The 15877-nt window shown below is 60.8% G+C and carries 14 protein-coding genes; 8 read left to right on the top strand and 6 right to left on the bottom strand.

Annotated elements, in window-relative coordinates; translation table 11 throughout:
• Nucleotides 1-38: 38 nt before the first annotated feature.
• The 5 genes from GGD53_RS24050 to GGD53_RS24030 form a co-directional block, all read right to left on the bottom strand.
• Nucleotides 39-1100 carry an ABC transporter ATP-binding protein gene (locus tag GGD53_RS24050; protein WP_184459280.1) on the bottom strand — a complete coding sequence of 354 codons (1062 nt, stop codon included), beginning with the start codon at nucleotides 1098-1100 and terminating at the stop codon, nucleotides 39-41.
• 12 nt (nucleotides 1101-1112) lie between these two features.
• Entirely contained in the window at nucleotides 1113-1901 is a 789-nt protein-coding gene (locus GGD53_RS24045; RefSeq protein ID WP_085778821.1) for an ABC transporter permease, read from the bottom strand.
• Nucleotides 1898-2791 (bottom strand): ABC transporter permease, encoded by an 894-nt coding sequence (locus tag GGD53_RS24040; RefSeq protein ID WP_184459279.1) that lies wholly within the window; start codon nucleotides 2789-2791, stop codon nucleotides 1898-1900. Before GGD53_RS24040 ends, GGD53_RS24045 begins: the two co-directional genes overlap by 4 nt.
• Nucleotides 2792-2862: 71 nt before the next feature.
• Nucleotides 2863-3966, bottom strand: coding sequence for an extracellular solute-binding protein (locus GGD53_RS24035; protein WP_184459278.1), 1104 nt, complete (start codon nucleotides 3964-3966; stop codon nucleotides 2863-2865).
• Nucleotides 3967-4155: 189 nt separating this feature from the next.
• Nucleotides 4156-5028, bottom strand: a complete 873-nt coding sequence (locus tag GGD53_RS24030; RefSeq protein ID WP_184459277.1) for an SIS domain-containing protein — start codon at nucleotides 5026-5028, stop codon at nucleotides 4156-4158.
• 176 nt (nucleotides 5029-5204) lie between these two features.
• Here GGD53_RS24030 and GGD53_RS24025 point away from each other — a divergent pair, with 176 nt between their 5' ends.
• From GGD53_RS24025 to GGD53_RS24000, 6 genes are all read left to right on the top strand, one after another.
• Nucleotides 5205-5975, top strand: a complete 771-nt coding sequence (locus GGD53_RS24025; RefSeq protein ID WP_184459276.1) for an N-formylglutamate amidohydrolase — start codon at nucleotides 5205-5207, stop codon at nucleotides 5973-5975.
• A 120-nt stretch (nucleotides 5976-6095) separates the two neighbouring features.
• Nucleotides 6096-7652 carry an amino acid permease gene (locus GGD53_RS24020; RefSeq protein ID WP_184459275.1) on the top strand — a complete coding sequence of 519 codons (1557 nt, stop codon included), beginning with the start codon at nucleotides 6096-6098 and terminating at the stop codon, nucleotides 7650-7652.
• Nucleotides 7653-7797: 145 nt separating this feature from the next.
• Nucleotides 7798-9162 carry a glutamine synthetase family protein gene (locus GGD53_RS24015; protein ID WP_184459274.1) on the top strand — a complete coding sequence of 455 codons (1365 nt, stop codon included), beginning with the start codon at nucleotides 7798-7800 and terminating at the stop codon, nucleotides 9160-9162.
• A 206-nt stretch (nucleotides 9163-9368) separates the two neighbouring features.
• A complete protein-coding gene (locus tag GGD53_RS24010) occupies nucleotides 9369-10754 on the top strand; it encodes an aldehyde dehydrogenase family protein (RefSeq protein WP_184459273.1) in 1386 nt (461 codons plus the stop codon).
• Nucleotides 10751-11905, top strand: a complete 1155-nt coding sequence (locus GGD53_RS24005; RefSeq protein ID WP_184459272.1) for an iron-containing alcohol dehydrogenase — start codon at nucleotides 10751-10753, stop codon at nucleotides 11903-11905. The genes GGD53_RS24010 and GGD53_RS24005 overlap by 4 nt, the downstream gene beginning before the upstream one ends.
• A gap of 225 nt (nucleotides 11906-12130) precedes the next feature.
• Nucleotides 12131-12829, top strand: coding sequence for a ParA family protein (locus tag GGD53_RS24000; protein ID WP_184459271.1), 699 nt, complete (start codon nucleotides 12131-12133; stop codon nucleotides 12827-12829).
• Between the two features lie 75 nt (nucleotides 12830-12904).
• Here GGD53_RS24000 and GGD53_RS23995 read toward each other — a convergent pair whose 3' ends face one another.
• Nucleotides 12905-14305, bottom strand: coding sequence for a L,D-transpeptidase family protein (locus GGD53_RS23995; protein ID WP_184459270.1), 1401 nt, complete (start codon nucleotides 14303-14305; stop codon nucleotides 12905-12907).
• A gap of 255 nt (nucleotides 14306-14560) precedes the next feature.
• On the opposite strand from GGD53_RS23995, the gene GGD53_RS23990 reads away from it, so the two are divergent.
• A complete protein-coding gene (locus GGD53_RS23990; protein ID WP_184459269.1) occupies nucleotides 14561-15400 on the top strand; it encodes a DUF4432 family protein in 840 nt (279 codons plus the stop codon).
• Between the two features lie 72 nt (nucleotides 15401-15472).
• Nucleotides 15473-15811 (top strand): TIGR01244 family sulfur transferase, encoded by a 339-nt coding sequence (locus tag GGD53_RS23985; RefSeq protein WP_184459268.1) that lies wholly within the window; start codon nucleotides 15473-15475, stop codon nucleotides 15809-15811.
• Nucleotides 15812-15877: the final 66 nt, after the last annotated feature.

Here is a 15877-nt window from a genome sequence, read left to right as displayed (position 1 = left end):
TTTTGCGGCGCCTTTTGCATAAGCGGTATCCCGCAACATCAATCGCTGATGACGAGCAAGTCGGCCGCCATGAAGCGCAGCGTCACGGTTTCTCCGGCCTGCGGCGGGGTGACGCCCGGGCTGTTGAACATATCGAAGGAGATGACGTTGCCGCCGACATTCATGCGGGTGCGGATGACCGAACCGAGGAAGTGAGCTGAGACGACCTGGCCGGTCAGTGCCGTATCGCTTCTGGCGGTGTCGGAGAGGGAGCCGGCTTCCGGGCGCAGCGCCAACGAGATGGTCTCGCCGGCCTTGTGGGCTGCGACGGACTGCTTCAGCGTGATCTTTTGATCGCCGATCTGGATGAGATTGATATCCGGATTGACGACCTTGGCCTCGATCAGATTCAGCGTGCCGACGAAGGAGGCGACGAAGCGCGTGGCCGGCTTGTTGTAGATCTCGAAGGGCGAGCCGATCTGATCGGCCTTGCCGGCGTTCATGACGACAATGCGATCGGAGATCGACAGCGCCTCTTCCTGGTCGTGGGTGACGAAGACGGTGGTAATGCCGAGCTGCTGCTGGATCTGGCGGATCTCCTCGCGCAGCGACACGCGAATTTTGGCATCGAGGGCGGAGAGGGGCTCGTCGAGAAGCAGCACCTGCGGTTTGACGGCGAGCGCGCGGGCAAGTGCGACGCGCTGCTGCTGGCCGCCCGACAGTTGATAGGGATAACGGTCGGCGAGATGATCAAGCTTGATCAGGCCGAGCATTTCCTTGACGCGGGCGTCGATCTCGGGCTTCGGCGCGCCGGCGACCTTGAGGCCGAAGGCGACATTGTCGTGCACGGACATGTTGGGAAAAAGGGCGTAGGCCTGGAAGACCATGCCGATATTGCGCTGGTTCGGCTTGAGCGCGCTCTGGTCCTTGCCGTTGATGATCAGCGTGCCGCCGGTGGGGGTTTCGAAGCCGGCGATCATGCGCAGGACGGTCGTCTTGCCGCAGCCCGACGGCCCGAGGAAGGAGATGAATTCGCCCTTCTCGATGTTCATGTTGAAATTCTTGACGACCTGGACCGCGCCGAAGGACTTCTGGATGTTGTTCAGTGTGAGAAAAGACATGAGCCGGTTACCTTAAGCCTTTGCCGGGCGGGCTTTGCCGAAGCGGGAAACGAGGTTGAGCAGGCCCATGCTGAGCCAGGTGATCGAGAAAGCGATGACGGCGAGCGCCGAAGGCTCATAGGCCTTGTTGGCGCCGACGAGCTGCAAATAGGGGCCAAAGGCCGGGCGGTTGAGCAGGGCGGCGAAGGTGAATTCGCCCATGACGATCGCAAGCGTGATGAAGGCGCCGGAGAGTACGCCGCTCATCACGTTCGGGAAGATGCAGCGGAACATTATGGTCGTCCAGCGGGCGCCGAGGCTTTCGGCCGCCTCCGTCAGCGTGCGGACATCGATGGCGCGCATGGCGGTATCGACTGCGCGGTACATGTAGGGCAGGGACAGCGTGATATAGGAAAAGACCAGCAGGGCATTGGTCCCTGTCGTCGAACCCGTCAGCGGCAAGTAGGATGACGAATTATACATTCTGAGGTAGCCGAAGACGATGACGATCGCCGGAATGACGAGCGGCAGCAGCGTGATGAACTCGACGACGGGACGCATCTGCGGCAGGCGCAGCCGCACCCAATAGGCCGTCGGCACCACGAGCAGCATGCCGAAGACGATGGTGAGCAACGCCATCAGCATGGAATAGCCGAAGGTCTCGCGGAACTGAATGTCCGAGAAGACCGATTGATAGGCGTCGAGGCTGTATTCGCCGCGGCGCATACGCAGCGAAAATTCGATGGTGCCGATCAGTGGGATGATGAAATAGGATGCGCCGAGAATGATGGCGATCCAGGCTCCGAGACGTTGTGTTTTCATTTCTGCCACCGCTCGGCGCGCATGCGCAGCATGAGATAAAGGATGTTGGATACGCCTGTGATGACGATCATGCCGAGAGCGATGGCGTAACCGAGGTTGGCATTGTGCAGAACGTCTCCGCGGATCTGCGCGTAGAGCAGGATCGGCACGATGTTCAGCGAACTGCCGGTCAGCGCGAAGGCGGTGGCGATGGCGCCGAAGGCGTTGGCGAAGAGCAGCAGAGTCGTGCCGAGCAGGCTCGGCCAGAGGATCGGCAGGGCGACCATCGTCCAATATTGGCGGTTGGTGGCGCCGAGGATTTGCGATGCTTCGCGCCATTCCTTCTTCATGCCGTCGAGCGCCGGCGTCAGGATCAGCACCATCAGCGGGATCTGGAAATACATGTAGGTGATGGTGAGGCCGAGGAAAGACAGCAGGTTGAAACCTGTGCCATAGAGATTGAAGCCGAACCATTCCCGCAGGAAAACCGTCACGAGCCCGGTGCGGCCAAGTGTTGCGAGAAAGGCGAAGGCGAGCGGCACGCCGGCGAAATTCGAGGCGACGCCGGAGAAGGTCAGAAGCGTCGAGCGCACCGAGGCGGGCAGACCGCCGAGCACGACGGCCCAGGCGAGGAAGAAGCCGATCAGCGCGCCGCCGAGGGCGGAGGCGACGGAGACGCGAATACTGATCCAGTAGGCACTGATAATGGATGGAGTGAAGAGATCGCCGATATTCTTCAGCGTGAAATCGCCCTCGGGCGTCAGGAACGCGCCGGCCACGAGATAAAGCGTGGGGATGATCAGGAACAGCAGGGAAAAAATAATGAAGGGTGCAATACCCAGCCAGTCGATCACGCGGTCTTTGTTGATCAAGGGGGCGCTGCTTACCATCGGTGTTGAAACGGTACTCATGGAAAGCTCATCCTGGGGCGTCGGAGTGAGAAAGCCTCCCCGCCTTTTGGGCGGGGAGGCAGGATCGGAGATTACTTGACGGCTGCGCCGACGACGGAATCCCAGTTCTTGGTGATGGCTTCCTTGCCGGCAGCCTGTTCTTCGAGCGTCGGGAAGACAGCCTTTTCATAGGCTGCTGCCGGCGGCAGCTTGTCGAGCAGGTCCTTCGGGATCTTGTTGTTCTTGGCAAGATCGTTGAAGCGGATCGGGTGGCAATAGCCCTTCAGCCAGCCGAGCTGACCTTCGTCGGAATATAGGTATTCCATCCAGAGCTTGGCAGCGTTCGGGTGCGGAGCGAATGCGGAGATTGCCTGCACGTAGACGCCGGCAACGACGCCGGTCTTCGGAACGACGACTTCGAACGGAGGATTGCCCTTCAGGCTTTCACCCCACGAAAGTGCGTTGTAGTCCCAGGCGACAATGATCGGCGTGGAGCCCTGCGCGAAGGGCGCAGCCTTGCCGACGACCGGCACGAAGTTGCCGGCCTTGTTGAGTTCGGCGAAGAACTTCAGGCCTTCTTCGCCTGCCTTGGCTGCATCACCGCCGGACACGGAAAGGCCAGCGGCATACACGCCCTGGACGGCCTGGTTGGCCGTGCGCGGGTCGCCGGCGAGTGCGACGGTATTTGCATAGTCGCTCTTCTTCAGGTCTGCCCAGTCTGCCGGCGATTCCTTGACGAGATCCTTATTCACGAGGAACGAGAGAACGCCGTAATAGTCGCCGTACCAGTAGCCTTCGGAATCTTTTGCGGAATCCGGGATGGAGTCCCAGGTGGAGACCTTGTAGGGCTGGATCAGGCCGTCCTTCTTGGCGGACGGGCCGAAGGAGAGGCCGACGTCGATGACATCGGGAGCCTGTGGGCCGGTGTTGCCCTTGTTGGCCTTGATGGCTTCGATTTCGTCGCCCGAACCGGCATCCGGGTTCAGCTCGTTGACCTCGAGACCATACTTGGCCTTGAAGCCGGCAATGACGTCGCCGTAGCCGCACCAGTCATGCGGAAGGGCGATCGTGGTCAGCGTGCCTTCCTTTTTGGCGGCGGCGATGAGTTCAGCGCTCGGTTCTGCGGCGGCAATCGCGGTCGAAGCCACGATCATCGCAGTAGAAAGCGACAGCAGTCGAGAAAGATTAGAGATCACTGTTGTTCTCCTTCGGGTTTTCAGTGTCTGGCGATGCTGTTAATCAGCTTACATGAAGCTTGTGTGACGGTTGGATGACGTTAATTTTGCCGGAATAGCAGGCGCTTTTGACAGATGTTTCATTTGCGACTGCATTGCTCACTTCCGCCAAATCCGTCATTGTTTTCCCTCTCTTTTATTCTTGTCCTCCTAACCGGGTTTGCGAAAAAGCTTGGTCTGTTCGAACAGGCCTTCCAGGGTCTTCATGCGTTCCTTCGTCTCATCCCAGGTGGAATTCTGAACGGCCTCGATCAGCGCCTCGACGATGAAAAGAGTGACGACGGACGAATCCCAGGCTGAGGGCGCCTCGATCCGCACACGGAAGGCATGCCTTGCCAGCTTAGCGGCGGGCGAGCCCCACTGGTCGGTGAAGACGACGATTTCGGCGCCGCGCTTGCGGGCTGCGGTCGCAAGGCTGACCATTTCCTGCTCATAGCGGCGGATGTCGAAGATGATCAGGATGTCGCCGGCATTCATGTTGAGGGCATATTGCGGCCAGCTGCTGGAATTGGAGGACAGCAGCGTCGTGGCAGGTCGGATGACCTGCATATGCGTGAAGAAATATTCGGCAAGGGCGCCGGTGATGCGGCCACCGACAAAGTAGAGGCCGCGCTTGCGGTCCGACAGCAGCGAGGCGACGCTGTCGAAGGTCGCGGTGTCGAGATCGGTCAGCGTCTGACGCAGATTGCCCATGATGGCATCGGCGAAACGGTTGAGGATATGGGTTCCCGGTGCATTCTGCGCCCAGCGATCGTGCTTGGCAATTGGGTTGGAGATCGTCGCTTCGACCTCCAGATGCAGGTGCGCCTGAAAATCCGGATAGCCTTTGAAGCCGAGCTTCTGCACCATGCGCACGACGGTCGGCGTGGACACGCCGGCATTCTCGGCGATGGTGGTAATACTGCCGAGGCCGGACACCGGATAATTGTCGAGAAGGCTTTCAGCCAATTGTTTTTCGGCGCGCGTCAACAGCCCGAAATGCGAGTGTATGACGTCCGAAACCGTCTTTGACGCAACTGTCACCTAATCTTGCTCCCCGGGATGGTCTAGCGCCACTTTCCCAACCAAAGTTAACAACGCTGTCATAATCCATGTCAACCGGTGTCATGAAAAGAATTTTTCAGAGGATGCTTGACAGTGATCGAAACCTGAAGAATTCTTTTCTTATAACATTTTATTAATGGATAGGAGTGGCGCCTTTGGTGCTGGCCCGGCCCAAAATCCTCAGCGAAGCGGACGGTAACTGCGTCGGGGTCGAGCGCGTCGGCGGCCAGAGCCCGGTGTTGCTCGTCTGCGAGCACGCTTCCAACGCGCTTCCTGCCCGCTTCGGCGATCTCGGTTTGCCGAGCGAAGCGCTGTCGAGCCACATTGCGTGGGACCCCGGCGCGCTCGCCGTTGCCCGCGTCATATCGCAAGCACTCGACGCAACGCTCGTCTACCAGCGCTTCTCCCGACTCATCTACGACTGCAATCGGCCGCCGAGTTCACCCGGCGCCATGCCGGAGACCAGCGAAATCTATGCCATTCCCGGCAACAAAGATTTGACCGCCGAAGAACGCCTGGCGCGCACCGATGCGCTCTACGTGCCTTTTCACGACGCCATTCGCGAGCTGATCCGCGATCGCCGGGCGAGGGGGCAGGACAGCATTATCGTGACGATGCACAGCTTCACGCCGGTCTATCACGGCCGGCAACGCGCCGTCGAACTTGGCATACTGCACGACGAAGACAGCCGGCTCGCCGACCGCATGCTGGATGCTGCGGCTGAAGCGCCGCTCTACAGGACTGAACGCAACCAGCCTTACGGTCCGGAGGACGGCGTGACCCACACGCTGATCCTGCAAGGGCTTTCGAACGGCTTGCGCAATGTGATGATCGAGGTCCGCAACGACCTCATCGCAGACGATGGCGGCCAAAGGGTCATGGCCGACTACTTGACAGGACTTCTCCAGCACAGCCTGGAAGCCTGAATAAAAAAGAAGACCCGAGGGAGCAGTTTATCTGCGGACGTCCGTACGGCGAAAATGTCGCGGACAATTGGCACTGAACCGGCCCGCAATCCCGCGGCCGATCGTGAACAGGGGGAAGTCATGTCGGATTATACCGATCTGGACAAAAAGCAGGATGTGCACATCCTGCATTCGATGGGCTATGCCCAGGAACTCGAGCGGCGAATGAGTTCATTCTCGAATTTCGCCGTATCGTTCTCCATCATCTGCATTCTCTCCGGCGGCATCAATTCGCTTGCGCAGGCGACCGCGGGCGCCGGCGGAGCCGCGATCGGCGTCGGCTGGCCTGTTGGATGCTTCATCTCGCTCGTCTTCGCCGTCGCCATGGCGCAGATCAGCTCGGCCTATCCGACGGCGGGCGGCCTCTATCACTGGGGCTCGATCCTCGGCAACCGCTTCACCGGCTGGCTAACCGCGTGGTTCAACCTGCTCGGCCTCGTCACCGTGCTCGGCGCCATCAATGTCGGCACCTATTATTTCTTCATGGGCTCCTTCGGCACCACCTATCTCGGACTGACGGACACCACGACGGTGCGCATCGTCTTCCTCGTGGTCATCACCGGCGCGCAGGCGCTCGTGAACCACATGGGTATCGGCCTGACCGCGAAGCTGACCGATTTTTCGGGTTATCTGATCTTCGCGACTTCGATCGCGCTGGCGGTCGTCTGCCTGCTGGCGGCGCCTTCCTATGAGTTCGGCCGTCTCTTCACCTTTGCCAACTATTCCGGCGAAGTCGGCGGTAACGTCTGGCCGTCCACCTCGGGCACCTGGGTCTTCCTGCTCGGCCTGCTTCTGCCGATCTACACCATCACCGGTTATGACGCCTCGGCGCATACGTCGGAAGAGACGGTCAAGGCAGCCGAGTCGGTGCCGCGCGGCATGGTCGCCTCGGTCCTGTGGTCGGCGCTGTTCGGCTATATCATGCTGTGCGCCTTCGTCCTCATGCTGCCGAATATGGACGATGCGGCCAAGCAGGGCTGGAACGTGTTCTTCTGGGCGATGGATAGCCAGGTGAACCCGATCGTCAAGGACATCCTCTATCTGGCGATCCTCGTCAGCCAGTGGCTGTGTGGCCTTGCGACCGTCACTTCGGTCTCTCGCATGATCTTCGCCTTCTCGCGTGACGGCGGACTGCCGGCCTCCAAGGCACTGTCGAAGGTCAGCCCACAGTACCGCACGCCGGTAGCTGCGATCTGGACCGGCTCGATCCTGTCGGTGCTGTTCGTCTGGGGCTCCTCCCTCGTATCGATCGGCGACACGCCGGTTTACACGATCGTCGTCTCGTGCACGGTCATCTTCCTGTTCTTCTCCTTCGCGATCCCGATCACGCTCGGCCTCTTCGCCTGGGGCACTTCGAAGTGGGACAAGATGGGTCCGTGGAACCTCGGCGAAGGTGTCTTCAAGCTCTTTGCCGTGCTCTCGATCATTGCGATGATCCTGATCTTCATTCTCGGCATCCAGCCGCCGAATGAATGGGCGCTCTATATCACCGTCGGTTTCCTCGTGGTCACCGCGATCGTCTGGTTCGGTTTCGAGAGCCGGCGCTTCAAGGGGCCGCCGATCGGTGCCGACGTGGCGAAGCGCCAGGCCGAAATCGCGGCAGCAGAAGCGGCCGTCGGCGAAAGCGGCGAACGTTAAGCATCGAGGCTTCCTCTCAAATGGCGGGGCCGCGTCCGGCGGCCCCATCACCGGCTCAACGAAAAGGCATCAGGCCATCACCCGGCCAATCGCATGCGATTTCGTTGCCCCGATTTTCTCAATTTCAATGTCAGGCGGATCAATCATGAGCAGCTACACAATCGACGATCTCAGGAAGGATGTTGCCGAAGGGCGCATCGATACGGTTCTGGCCTGCCAGGTGGACATGCAGGGCCGGCTGATGGGCAAGCGCTTCCAGGCTGAATATTTCGTCGAAAGCGCCTGGAAGGAAACGCACAGTTGCAACTACCTGATCGCCACCGACATGGAGATGGAGACCGTCTCCGGCTACAAGGCGACGAGCTGGGAGAAGGGGTACGGCGACTATACGATGAAGCCGGATCTTTCGACGCTGCGCCGCATTCCATGGCTCGAAGGCACGGCGCTCGTGCTCTGCGACGTGCTCGACCATCATACGCATGAGGAAGTGGCCCATTCGCCGCGCGCAATCCTGAAGAGGCAGGTGAAGCGCCTCGAGGACATGGGCATGAAGGCCTATATGGCCTCGGAGCTGGAATTCTTCCTGTTCGACCAGAGCTATGAGGCGGCGCATGCATCGGGTTACCGGAATCTGAAGCTCGCCAGCGCCTATAACGAGGATTACCACATCTTCCAGACCACCAAGGAGGAAGAGGTGATGCGGGCGATCCGCACCGGGCTGCAGGGCGCCGGCATCCCGGTCGAAAACTCCAAGGGCGAGGCTTCGGCCGGCCAGGAGGAAATCAATGTGCGCTATGCCGATGCACTCGCCATGGCCGACCGGCACGCGATCATCAAGAACGGCTGCAAGGAAATCGCCTGGTCGAAAGGCAAGGCCATCACTTTCCTCGCCAAGTGGAACTACAATGCCGCCGGCAGCTCCTCGCATATCCATCAGTCGCTCTGGAGCCTCGAGGAGAAGCCGCTGTTCTTCGATCATGCCGGCAAATACGGCATGTCGCCGCTGATGCACAATTACGTTGCCGGGCTTCTCGCCCATGCAAGCGAGATCACCTATTTCCTGGCGCCCTACATCAATTCCTACAAGCGCTTCATGGCCGGCACCTTCGCGCCGACAAAGGCCATCTGGAGCAAAGACAACCGCACTGCCGGCTACCGCCTCTGCGGTGAGGAGACCAAGGGAATCCGCATCGAATGCCGCGTCGGCGGCTCCGATCTCAATCCTTATCTCGCCTTCGCCGCGCTGCTGGCCGCCGGTATCGACGGGATCGAGAACAAGCTGGAGCTCGAAGCCCCCTTCGTCGGTGACGCCTATGGCGGCAAGGACATTCGCGAAATCCCGCGCACGCTGCGCGCGGCAACGACTGCAATGACGGAATCGGCGATGTTGCGCAAAGCCTTCGGCGACGACGTCATCGACCACTACACTCGTGCTGCCGAATGGGAGCAGGAAGAATACGACCGCCGCATCACGGATTGGGAAGTGGCGCGGGGTTTCGAAAGGGCTTAGTACGGGATTGCGGGTTGTTTGCCCCTCACCCTAACCCTCTCCCCGTTTTACGGGGAGAGGGGACGTGCCCTGCGAGACGTTGGCGAGGAACGGAGAGGTTGCGGCCATCCCCCTTCGCCCCGCGTGCGGGGAGAAGGTGCCGGCAGGCGGATGAGGGGCTATGCCCTCGACGAAATTTTTGATCAATACGAGGACAGGAACCGATCATGGCAATGATCCAATGCATTTCACCGGTCGACGGATCGGTTTACGCGGAGCGTCCGGCGCTTTCGCTCGATGCCGCCAAGGACGTGGTGGCGCGTGCGCGCAAAGCGCAGAAGGCCTGGGCGAGACGGCCGCTCGAAGAACGCGTTCAGCTCGTGCTGAAGGGTGTGGCGCGCCTCAATGAAATGTCCGATGTCGTCGTGCCGGAACTTGCCTGGCAGATGGGCCGACCGATCAAGTATGGCGGCGAATATAAGGGCTTCAACGAGCGCTCCAACTATGTCGCGTCGATTGCGGCGGATGCGCTGGCGCCGCTCGTTGTCGAAGAGAGTGATCGTTTTGAGCGCCGCATCGAGCGCGAAGCGCATGGTGTCGTCTTCGTCGTCGCACCTTGGAACTATCCCTATATGACGGCGATCAACACGATCGCTCCGGCGCTGATGGCCGGTAACACGGTGGTGCTGAAACATGCCTCGCAGACATTGCTCGTCGGCGAGCGGCTGGTGCAGGCCTTTATCGAGGCCGGCGTTCCCGAAGACGTGTTCCAGAACGTCTTCCTCGACCATGAAACGACATCGGCGCTGATTGCCGCCGGCAGCTTCAACTTCGTCAACTTCACCGGATCGGTCGAGGGCGGCCGGTCGATGGAGCGGGCCGCTGCCGGCACCTTTACCGGCCTCGGCCTCGAACTCGGCGGCAAGGATCCGGGTTACGTCATGGAAGACGCCGATCTCGATGCGGCCGTCGATACGCTGATGGACGGTGCGACCTACAATTCCGGCCAGTGCTGCTGCGGCATCGAGCGCATCTATGTGCATGAATCGCGCTATGACGCCTTCGTCGAGAAATCGGTCGCCTGGGTGTCGAACTACAAGCTCGGCAATCCGCTCGATCCGGAAACTTCGCTCGGGCCGATGGCGAACAAGCGTTTCGCCAAGGTGGTGCGCGAGCAGATCGCCGAGGCGGTTTCCAAGGGCGCCAAGGCGCTTGTCGATCCCAAGTTTTTTCCCCAGGATGACGGCGGCGCCTATCTCGCGCCGCAGGTTCTCGTCGATGTCGACCACTCCATGGCCTTCATGCGCGAGGAGACTTTCGGTCCGGCCGTCGGCATCATGAAGGTGAAGAGCGACGAGGAGGCGTTGGCTTTGATGAACGACAGCCAGTATGGGCTGACGGCTTCGCTCTGGACCAAGGATGCCGAGCGGGCGGCGCGGCTCGGCCGCGACATCGAAACCGGCACCGTTTTCATGAACCGCGCGGATTATCTCGATCCGGCGCTCTGCTGGACCGGCGTCAAGGAGACCGGCCGCGGCGGCTCGCTGTCGATCATCGGCTTCCAGAATCTGACGCGTCCGAAATCCTTCCACCTGAAGAAAGTCACAGCATGAGCAGCAGCAACATCACCGCAAACTGGAGCTATCCGACATCGGTCAAGCTCGGCCGGGGCCGCATCAAGGAACTGGCGGACGCCTGCAAGAGCCTCGGCATGAAGAAGCCGCTGCTCGTCACCGACCGCGGCCTCGCCTCGATGGCGATCACCAAGACCGCGCTCGATATCCTCGAAGATGCCGGCCTCGGCCGGGCGATCTTCGCCGACGTCGACCCGAATCCGAACGAAAAGAACCTCGAGGCCGGCGTCAAAGCCTTCAAGGACGGCGGTCATGACGGCGTCGTCGCCTTCGGCGGCGGCTCGGGTCTCGATCTCGGCAAGTGCGTTGCGTTCATGGCCGGCCAGACGCGGCCGGTCTGGGATTTCGAGGATATCGGCGACTGGTGGACGCGTGCGAGCCTCGAAGGCATCGCCCCGATCGTCGCCGTGCCGACGACGGCGGGAACTGGTTCGGAAGTCGGGCGCGCCAGCGTCATCACCAATTCCGTCACGCATGTGAAGAAGATCATCTTCCATCCGAAGTTCCTGCCAGGCGTCGTCATCTCCGATCCGGAACTGACGGTCGGCATGCCGAAAATCATTACCGCCGGAACCGGCATGGATGCCTTCGCCCATTGCCTGGAGGCTTATTCCTCGCCCTTCTATCACCCGATGTCGGCCGGCATCGCGCTGGAAGGCATGCGCCTCGTCAAGGAATTCCTGCCGCGTGCCTATAAGGAAGGGACGGATCTCGAAGCCCGCGCCAACATGATGTCGGCCGCCGCCATGGGCGCCGTCGCCTTCCAGAAGGGGCTCGGCGCCATCCATGCGCTGTCGCATCCGATCGGCGCGGTCTACAACACCCATCACGGCATGACCAATGCGGTTGTCATGCCGGCGGTGCTGCGCTTCAACCGCGCTGTCATCGAGGAGAAGATCGGCCGGGCGGCCGCCTATCTCGGCATTGCGGGCGGTTTCGACGGCTTCTACGATTATGTGCTGAAGCTGCGTTCCGATCTCGGCGTGCCGGATACGCTGACGGCAATGGGAATCGCCCCCGACCGTATCGACGAATTGTCGGCCATGGCGATCGAAGATCCGAGTGCGGGCGGCAACCCGGTGGCGATGACGCTCGAAAACACCAAGGCGCTTTTCAGGGACTGCTTCTGATAAGATCAGATGGACCTGCAGATCGGCCCGGAAAGCTCTCGCTTTCCGGGCTTTTCATTTGGAGGCGTCCTGAATTTTAGGGATGTGAAAAATACCGGCTGCAATTTCGCCGCGCGCGTTCGCAATTTGTTAACCATGATTGTAAAGGATGGGTTAACCGCACGATGCTCCGACAGTGCGCACAAGAGCGATGCCGGCTCGCGCCATTTCATCCGAGGACCGAACATGCCAGTTATTACATTCGCAAACACCAAGGGCGGCGCCGGCAAGACGACCGCTGTTCTCCTGCTCGCGACCGAGCTTGCCCGTCAGGGCCATCGGGTGACCATTCTGGATGCCGATCCGCAGCATTGGATTTCACGCTGGCACGAGATATCAGGACACGTGCCCAATATTTCGGTGATCGATTTCGTGACGACCGCCTCGCTGCCGCAGCATATCAGTGAGAACAAGCATAATACCGACTATTTCATCGTCGACCTGCCGGGCGCGCGCAATCCGCTGCTTGCCACTGCCGTCGGCCTTTCCGACCACGTGCTGATCCCGATCCAGGGCTGTGCGATGGATGCGCGCGGCGGAGCGCAGGTGCTCGAACTGCTGCAATATCTGGACGGGAAGGCGGGTATCAAGATCGGTCATTCGGTGGTGCTGACCCGCGTCAACTCGATGGTGACGACCCGGGCGCTGCAGCTTGTCAAGTCGCTGCTCAGCGAGCGGCACGTGCCGGTGCTGGACACGGCGATCATCGAACGTTCGGCCTTCCGCGACATCTTCGACTGTGGCGGCACGCTGCAGACCATGGACCCCACGCGCGTCAGTAATCTCGATAAGGCGCGTGAGAACGCCACCTGTTTTGCCGAGGAAATCACGCGCAAGGTGCCGGTCAGGCTGACGGTCTCGGCCCGCATGGCAACGGCGGCGTGAATATCCAAGCATGAAACAGAAAGGCCGTCGGAGCGATCCGGCGGCCTTATCGTTTGTGACCATTTTGGCTTTGGCTCAGTCGACGAACTCGACCGTCACACCGGGCTTGACCATTTTCGCAAGCTCGGTTGCATCCCAGTTGGTCAGGCGAATGCAGCCGTGGCTCTGGGTGCGGCCGATCTTGGAGGGCTCCGGCGTGCCGTGGATGCCGTAGGTCGGCCTGGAAAGCGCCATCCAGACGGTGCCGACCGGGCCGTTCGGGCCAGGGGGAATGTTGAGGATCTTGTCGTTGGCGCCCTGCTGAAAGTTGATCTTCGGGTTGTAGGTATAACCGGGATTGAACGCGACGCGCTCGACCGTCACCGTGCCGGACGGGGAGGGGGTGTCTGTTGAGCCGATCGAAGCCGGGTAGGCGGCGATGAGATTGCCGGCGCCGTCATAGGCGAAAACCTGTTTGCGCCCCTTGTCGGCGATGATGCGGGCGACCTCGCCGGTCTTCGCTTCGCCGGGATTGACGACCTTGATCACCGTGCCGGGAACGCTGAAATCGACGCCGGGGTTCATCTCCTTGAGGAAGGCCTCGTCCATATGGAAACGCTCGGCAAGCATTTCAGTGGTCGAGGTATAGGCGAGCGACGGCAGCAGCGCCTTATGCGAATAATCTTCAGGGATCTCGGCGACGAAGGGGCCGGCGGCATCGGCCGGCGTGATCGTATAGCTGACGACGGGCAGGCCGCCGTTCATGCGCAGCTCTTCCAGAATGGCATCGGTGTCGTTGGGGTCGAGCTTTGACCCTGTCATCTGGTCGTAAGCATAAATGCCCTTGGTGACGTTCGAGCCCATGTGCCCGTCAATGACACCGGGAGAGATGCCGGCGCGGTCGAGGAAGACCTGCAGCGCGACGATCTCGGGCTTCGACTTGTTCTTCAGGGTGATCACGGGCTCGTCAGGTGCTGCCTTCGGCGCATCGGCGGGCGGGATCTGCTGATCGGGATCGATCGAGGCGTAATCGTCGCCCGATTGCGGATTACCGATGCTGTTGTCGTCCGGATAGGGCTCCTCGCCGAGCGGCAGGCGCTCGATCGCTGCGTCGCGCGGAATGCCGCCGGTGACGGCGCCGCGCTCGGAATAACGCGTGTCGCCATAGGGGTTGTCGTCCGCATAATAGGGATCGTTGCCGCCCTGGTCGGAGTAGACCTCACGAGGACCGGGGCGGGGCGGGTAGTAACCGCGGGCGCGCATTTCGGTGGCGACGACGTTGCCGTAGGCGTCGATCAGCACGCGGTTGCCGCTGCGGTCGCGGGCATAGGCAAAGCCGCGAGGGACATAATCGAGGATTTCGCCGTTCGGCGTCACCAGTACGACATCACTCTGCCGACGGTCACGAAACTGCTGCGCGCCAGCCTGTGGTGCTGCAGCCGAAACGGCTGCCAGCAGGGCCGCAAGCGAAAATGCCGACTTCAAAAAGCGATTCACGTCTCACACCTCGAACAGTGACTGGCCGACACACACCCGCGAATTTTGACGCTAGTGTGGAATTTATGAAAGCGTGCTGAACAAAATATGAAAATCCCTAAGATTTCCTTTTACTCATAAACGTTTGCATCCTTGTGTCCGTTCCGCAAAATCCACGGTTGCGGCAAAAGCGCAAGAGGAGAACGGCGCCGATTGACGAAGGCCAGTGCGAAATCTAACGCTACGGCGGCCGATAAATCCTTGAGGAGACCCGAGATGATCGAATTTGCCGCTGCAAGCGGGCCGCGCCTGATGCTCGATGAAACATCGGTGCTGGATATCGGCGGATGCATCGTCGACGGCGTCGATATCGCGCCAAAGCGCGCCATTCCCGACGATGGGGATCCGCGAATCGACCACTCGCTCGAAGGTTTTCTCTTCACCTGCGGGCCGGATCATATCCGCCATCGCCAGCTGATCGCCGGCCGTGCCGACGGCAAGGTCTATCCGCTGCACGGATCGGCCTCCGGCCACGCCGCCAAGATCCTGTGGACGAAACACGAGAATGGCAATGCCGAATGCCGCGCCGATATCGACATCATCACCGTCGAGGGATTGCCGCAGCGCATCGAGCGGCTGTGGCGGATCGACGGCGTGAACGGCGAGGTGCGGCTTGAAGACCGGGTTATCAATACCAGCGATCAGGTGATGCCGACCTTCCTGATGTACCATATGAATGTCGGCGGCAAATGGCTGGATGACGGCACGCGGCTCGAAGGCCGGATGCTGGAGAATGGCGGCTTCCCGTGGACATTCGGCGAGGAGCCGGGCGGCATCTTCTGTGTGGCGGCGACGGCGACGGAGGAGAGCTTGGCCGAGGTCCGTCTCGGGCCGATCGCCGCAATAGGCGGCAGGACGCTCAGCGTGCGCTTCCGCGCCGATACGCTGCCCTATCTGCAGGTCTGGCGAAACCAGAAGGCGCCCGCCCATATCCTCGGCATCGAGCCGGTGTCGCATCGCTGGGTCACGCGCGATGAGCTTCAGGCGGCAGGTGAATTCAACATGCTCGCCCCGGGCGAAAGCCGCAGCTATGCGCTGACCTTTGCGTTCCTGTGAGTGAAGTGTTGTTGACGCTTGCGGGGCTCCCGTCGTAGACCATCAGCCCACGATCTTTGAGGAGACAAGACGATGGATATTCGCCAGATCGACGATGAATATTCGGTTTCGGGGCAGATCACGCTTGAGGACCTCGACGCGATCAAGGCGCTGGGCTTCAAATCGATCGTCTGCCATCGCCCCGATCATGAAAGCCCCGACCAGACATCATTCTCCTTCATCGAGGCGCGTGCCAAAGAGCTCGGACTCGATATCGCCCATGTCCCGGTTGGACCGATGGGCGTGACCGAAGAGGCGGTGCAGGGCATGGTCGATGCGCTGGACGAATTCCCGCGGCCAATGCTCGGCTATTGCCGCTCGGGGGCGCGCTCGACGGCGATCTACCAGAAAACTCAGCATATCCGCAATTGAGCGTCGTACGGGGCGCTGATTTTCAGGCGCTGCTCCGCAGCGCCGCCACTTCCATTCACTCAGGAG

Origin of the sequence: Rhizobium aethiopicum, assembly GCF_014197535.1 — a bacterium.
Classification (GTDB): Bacteria; Pseudomonadota; Alphaproteobacteria; order Rhizobiales; family Rhizobiaceae; genus Rhizobium; species Rhizobium aethiopicum_A.
The sequence above is the reverse complement of the archived record's forward strand: the minus strand, read 5'-3'. Positions and strand labels throughout refer to the sequence as shown.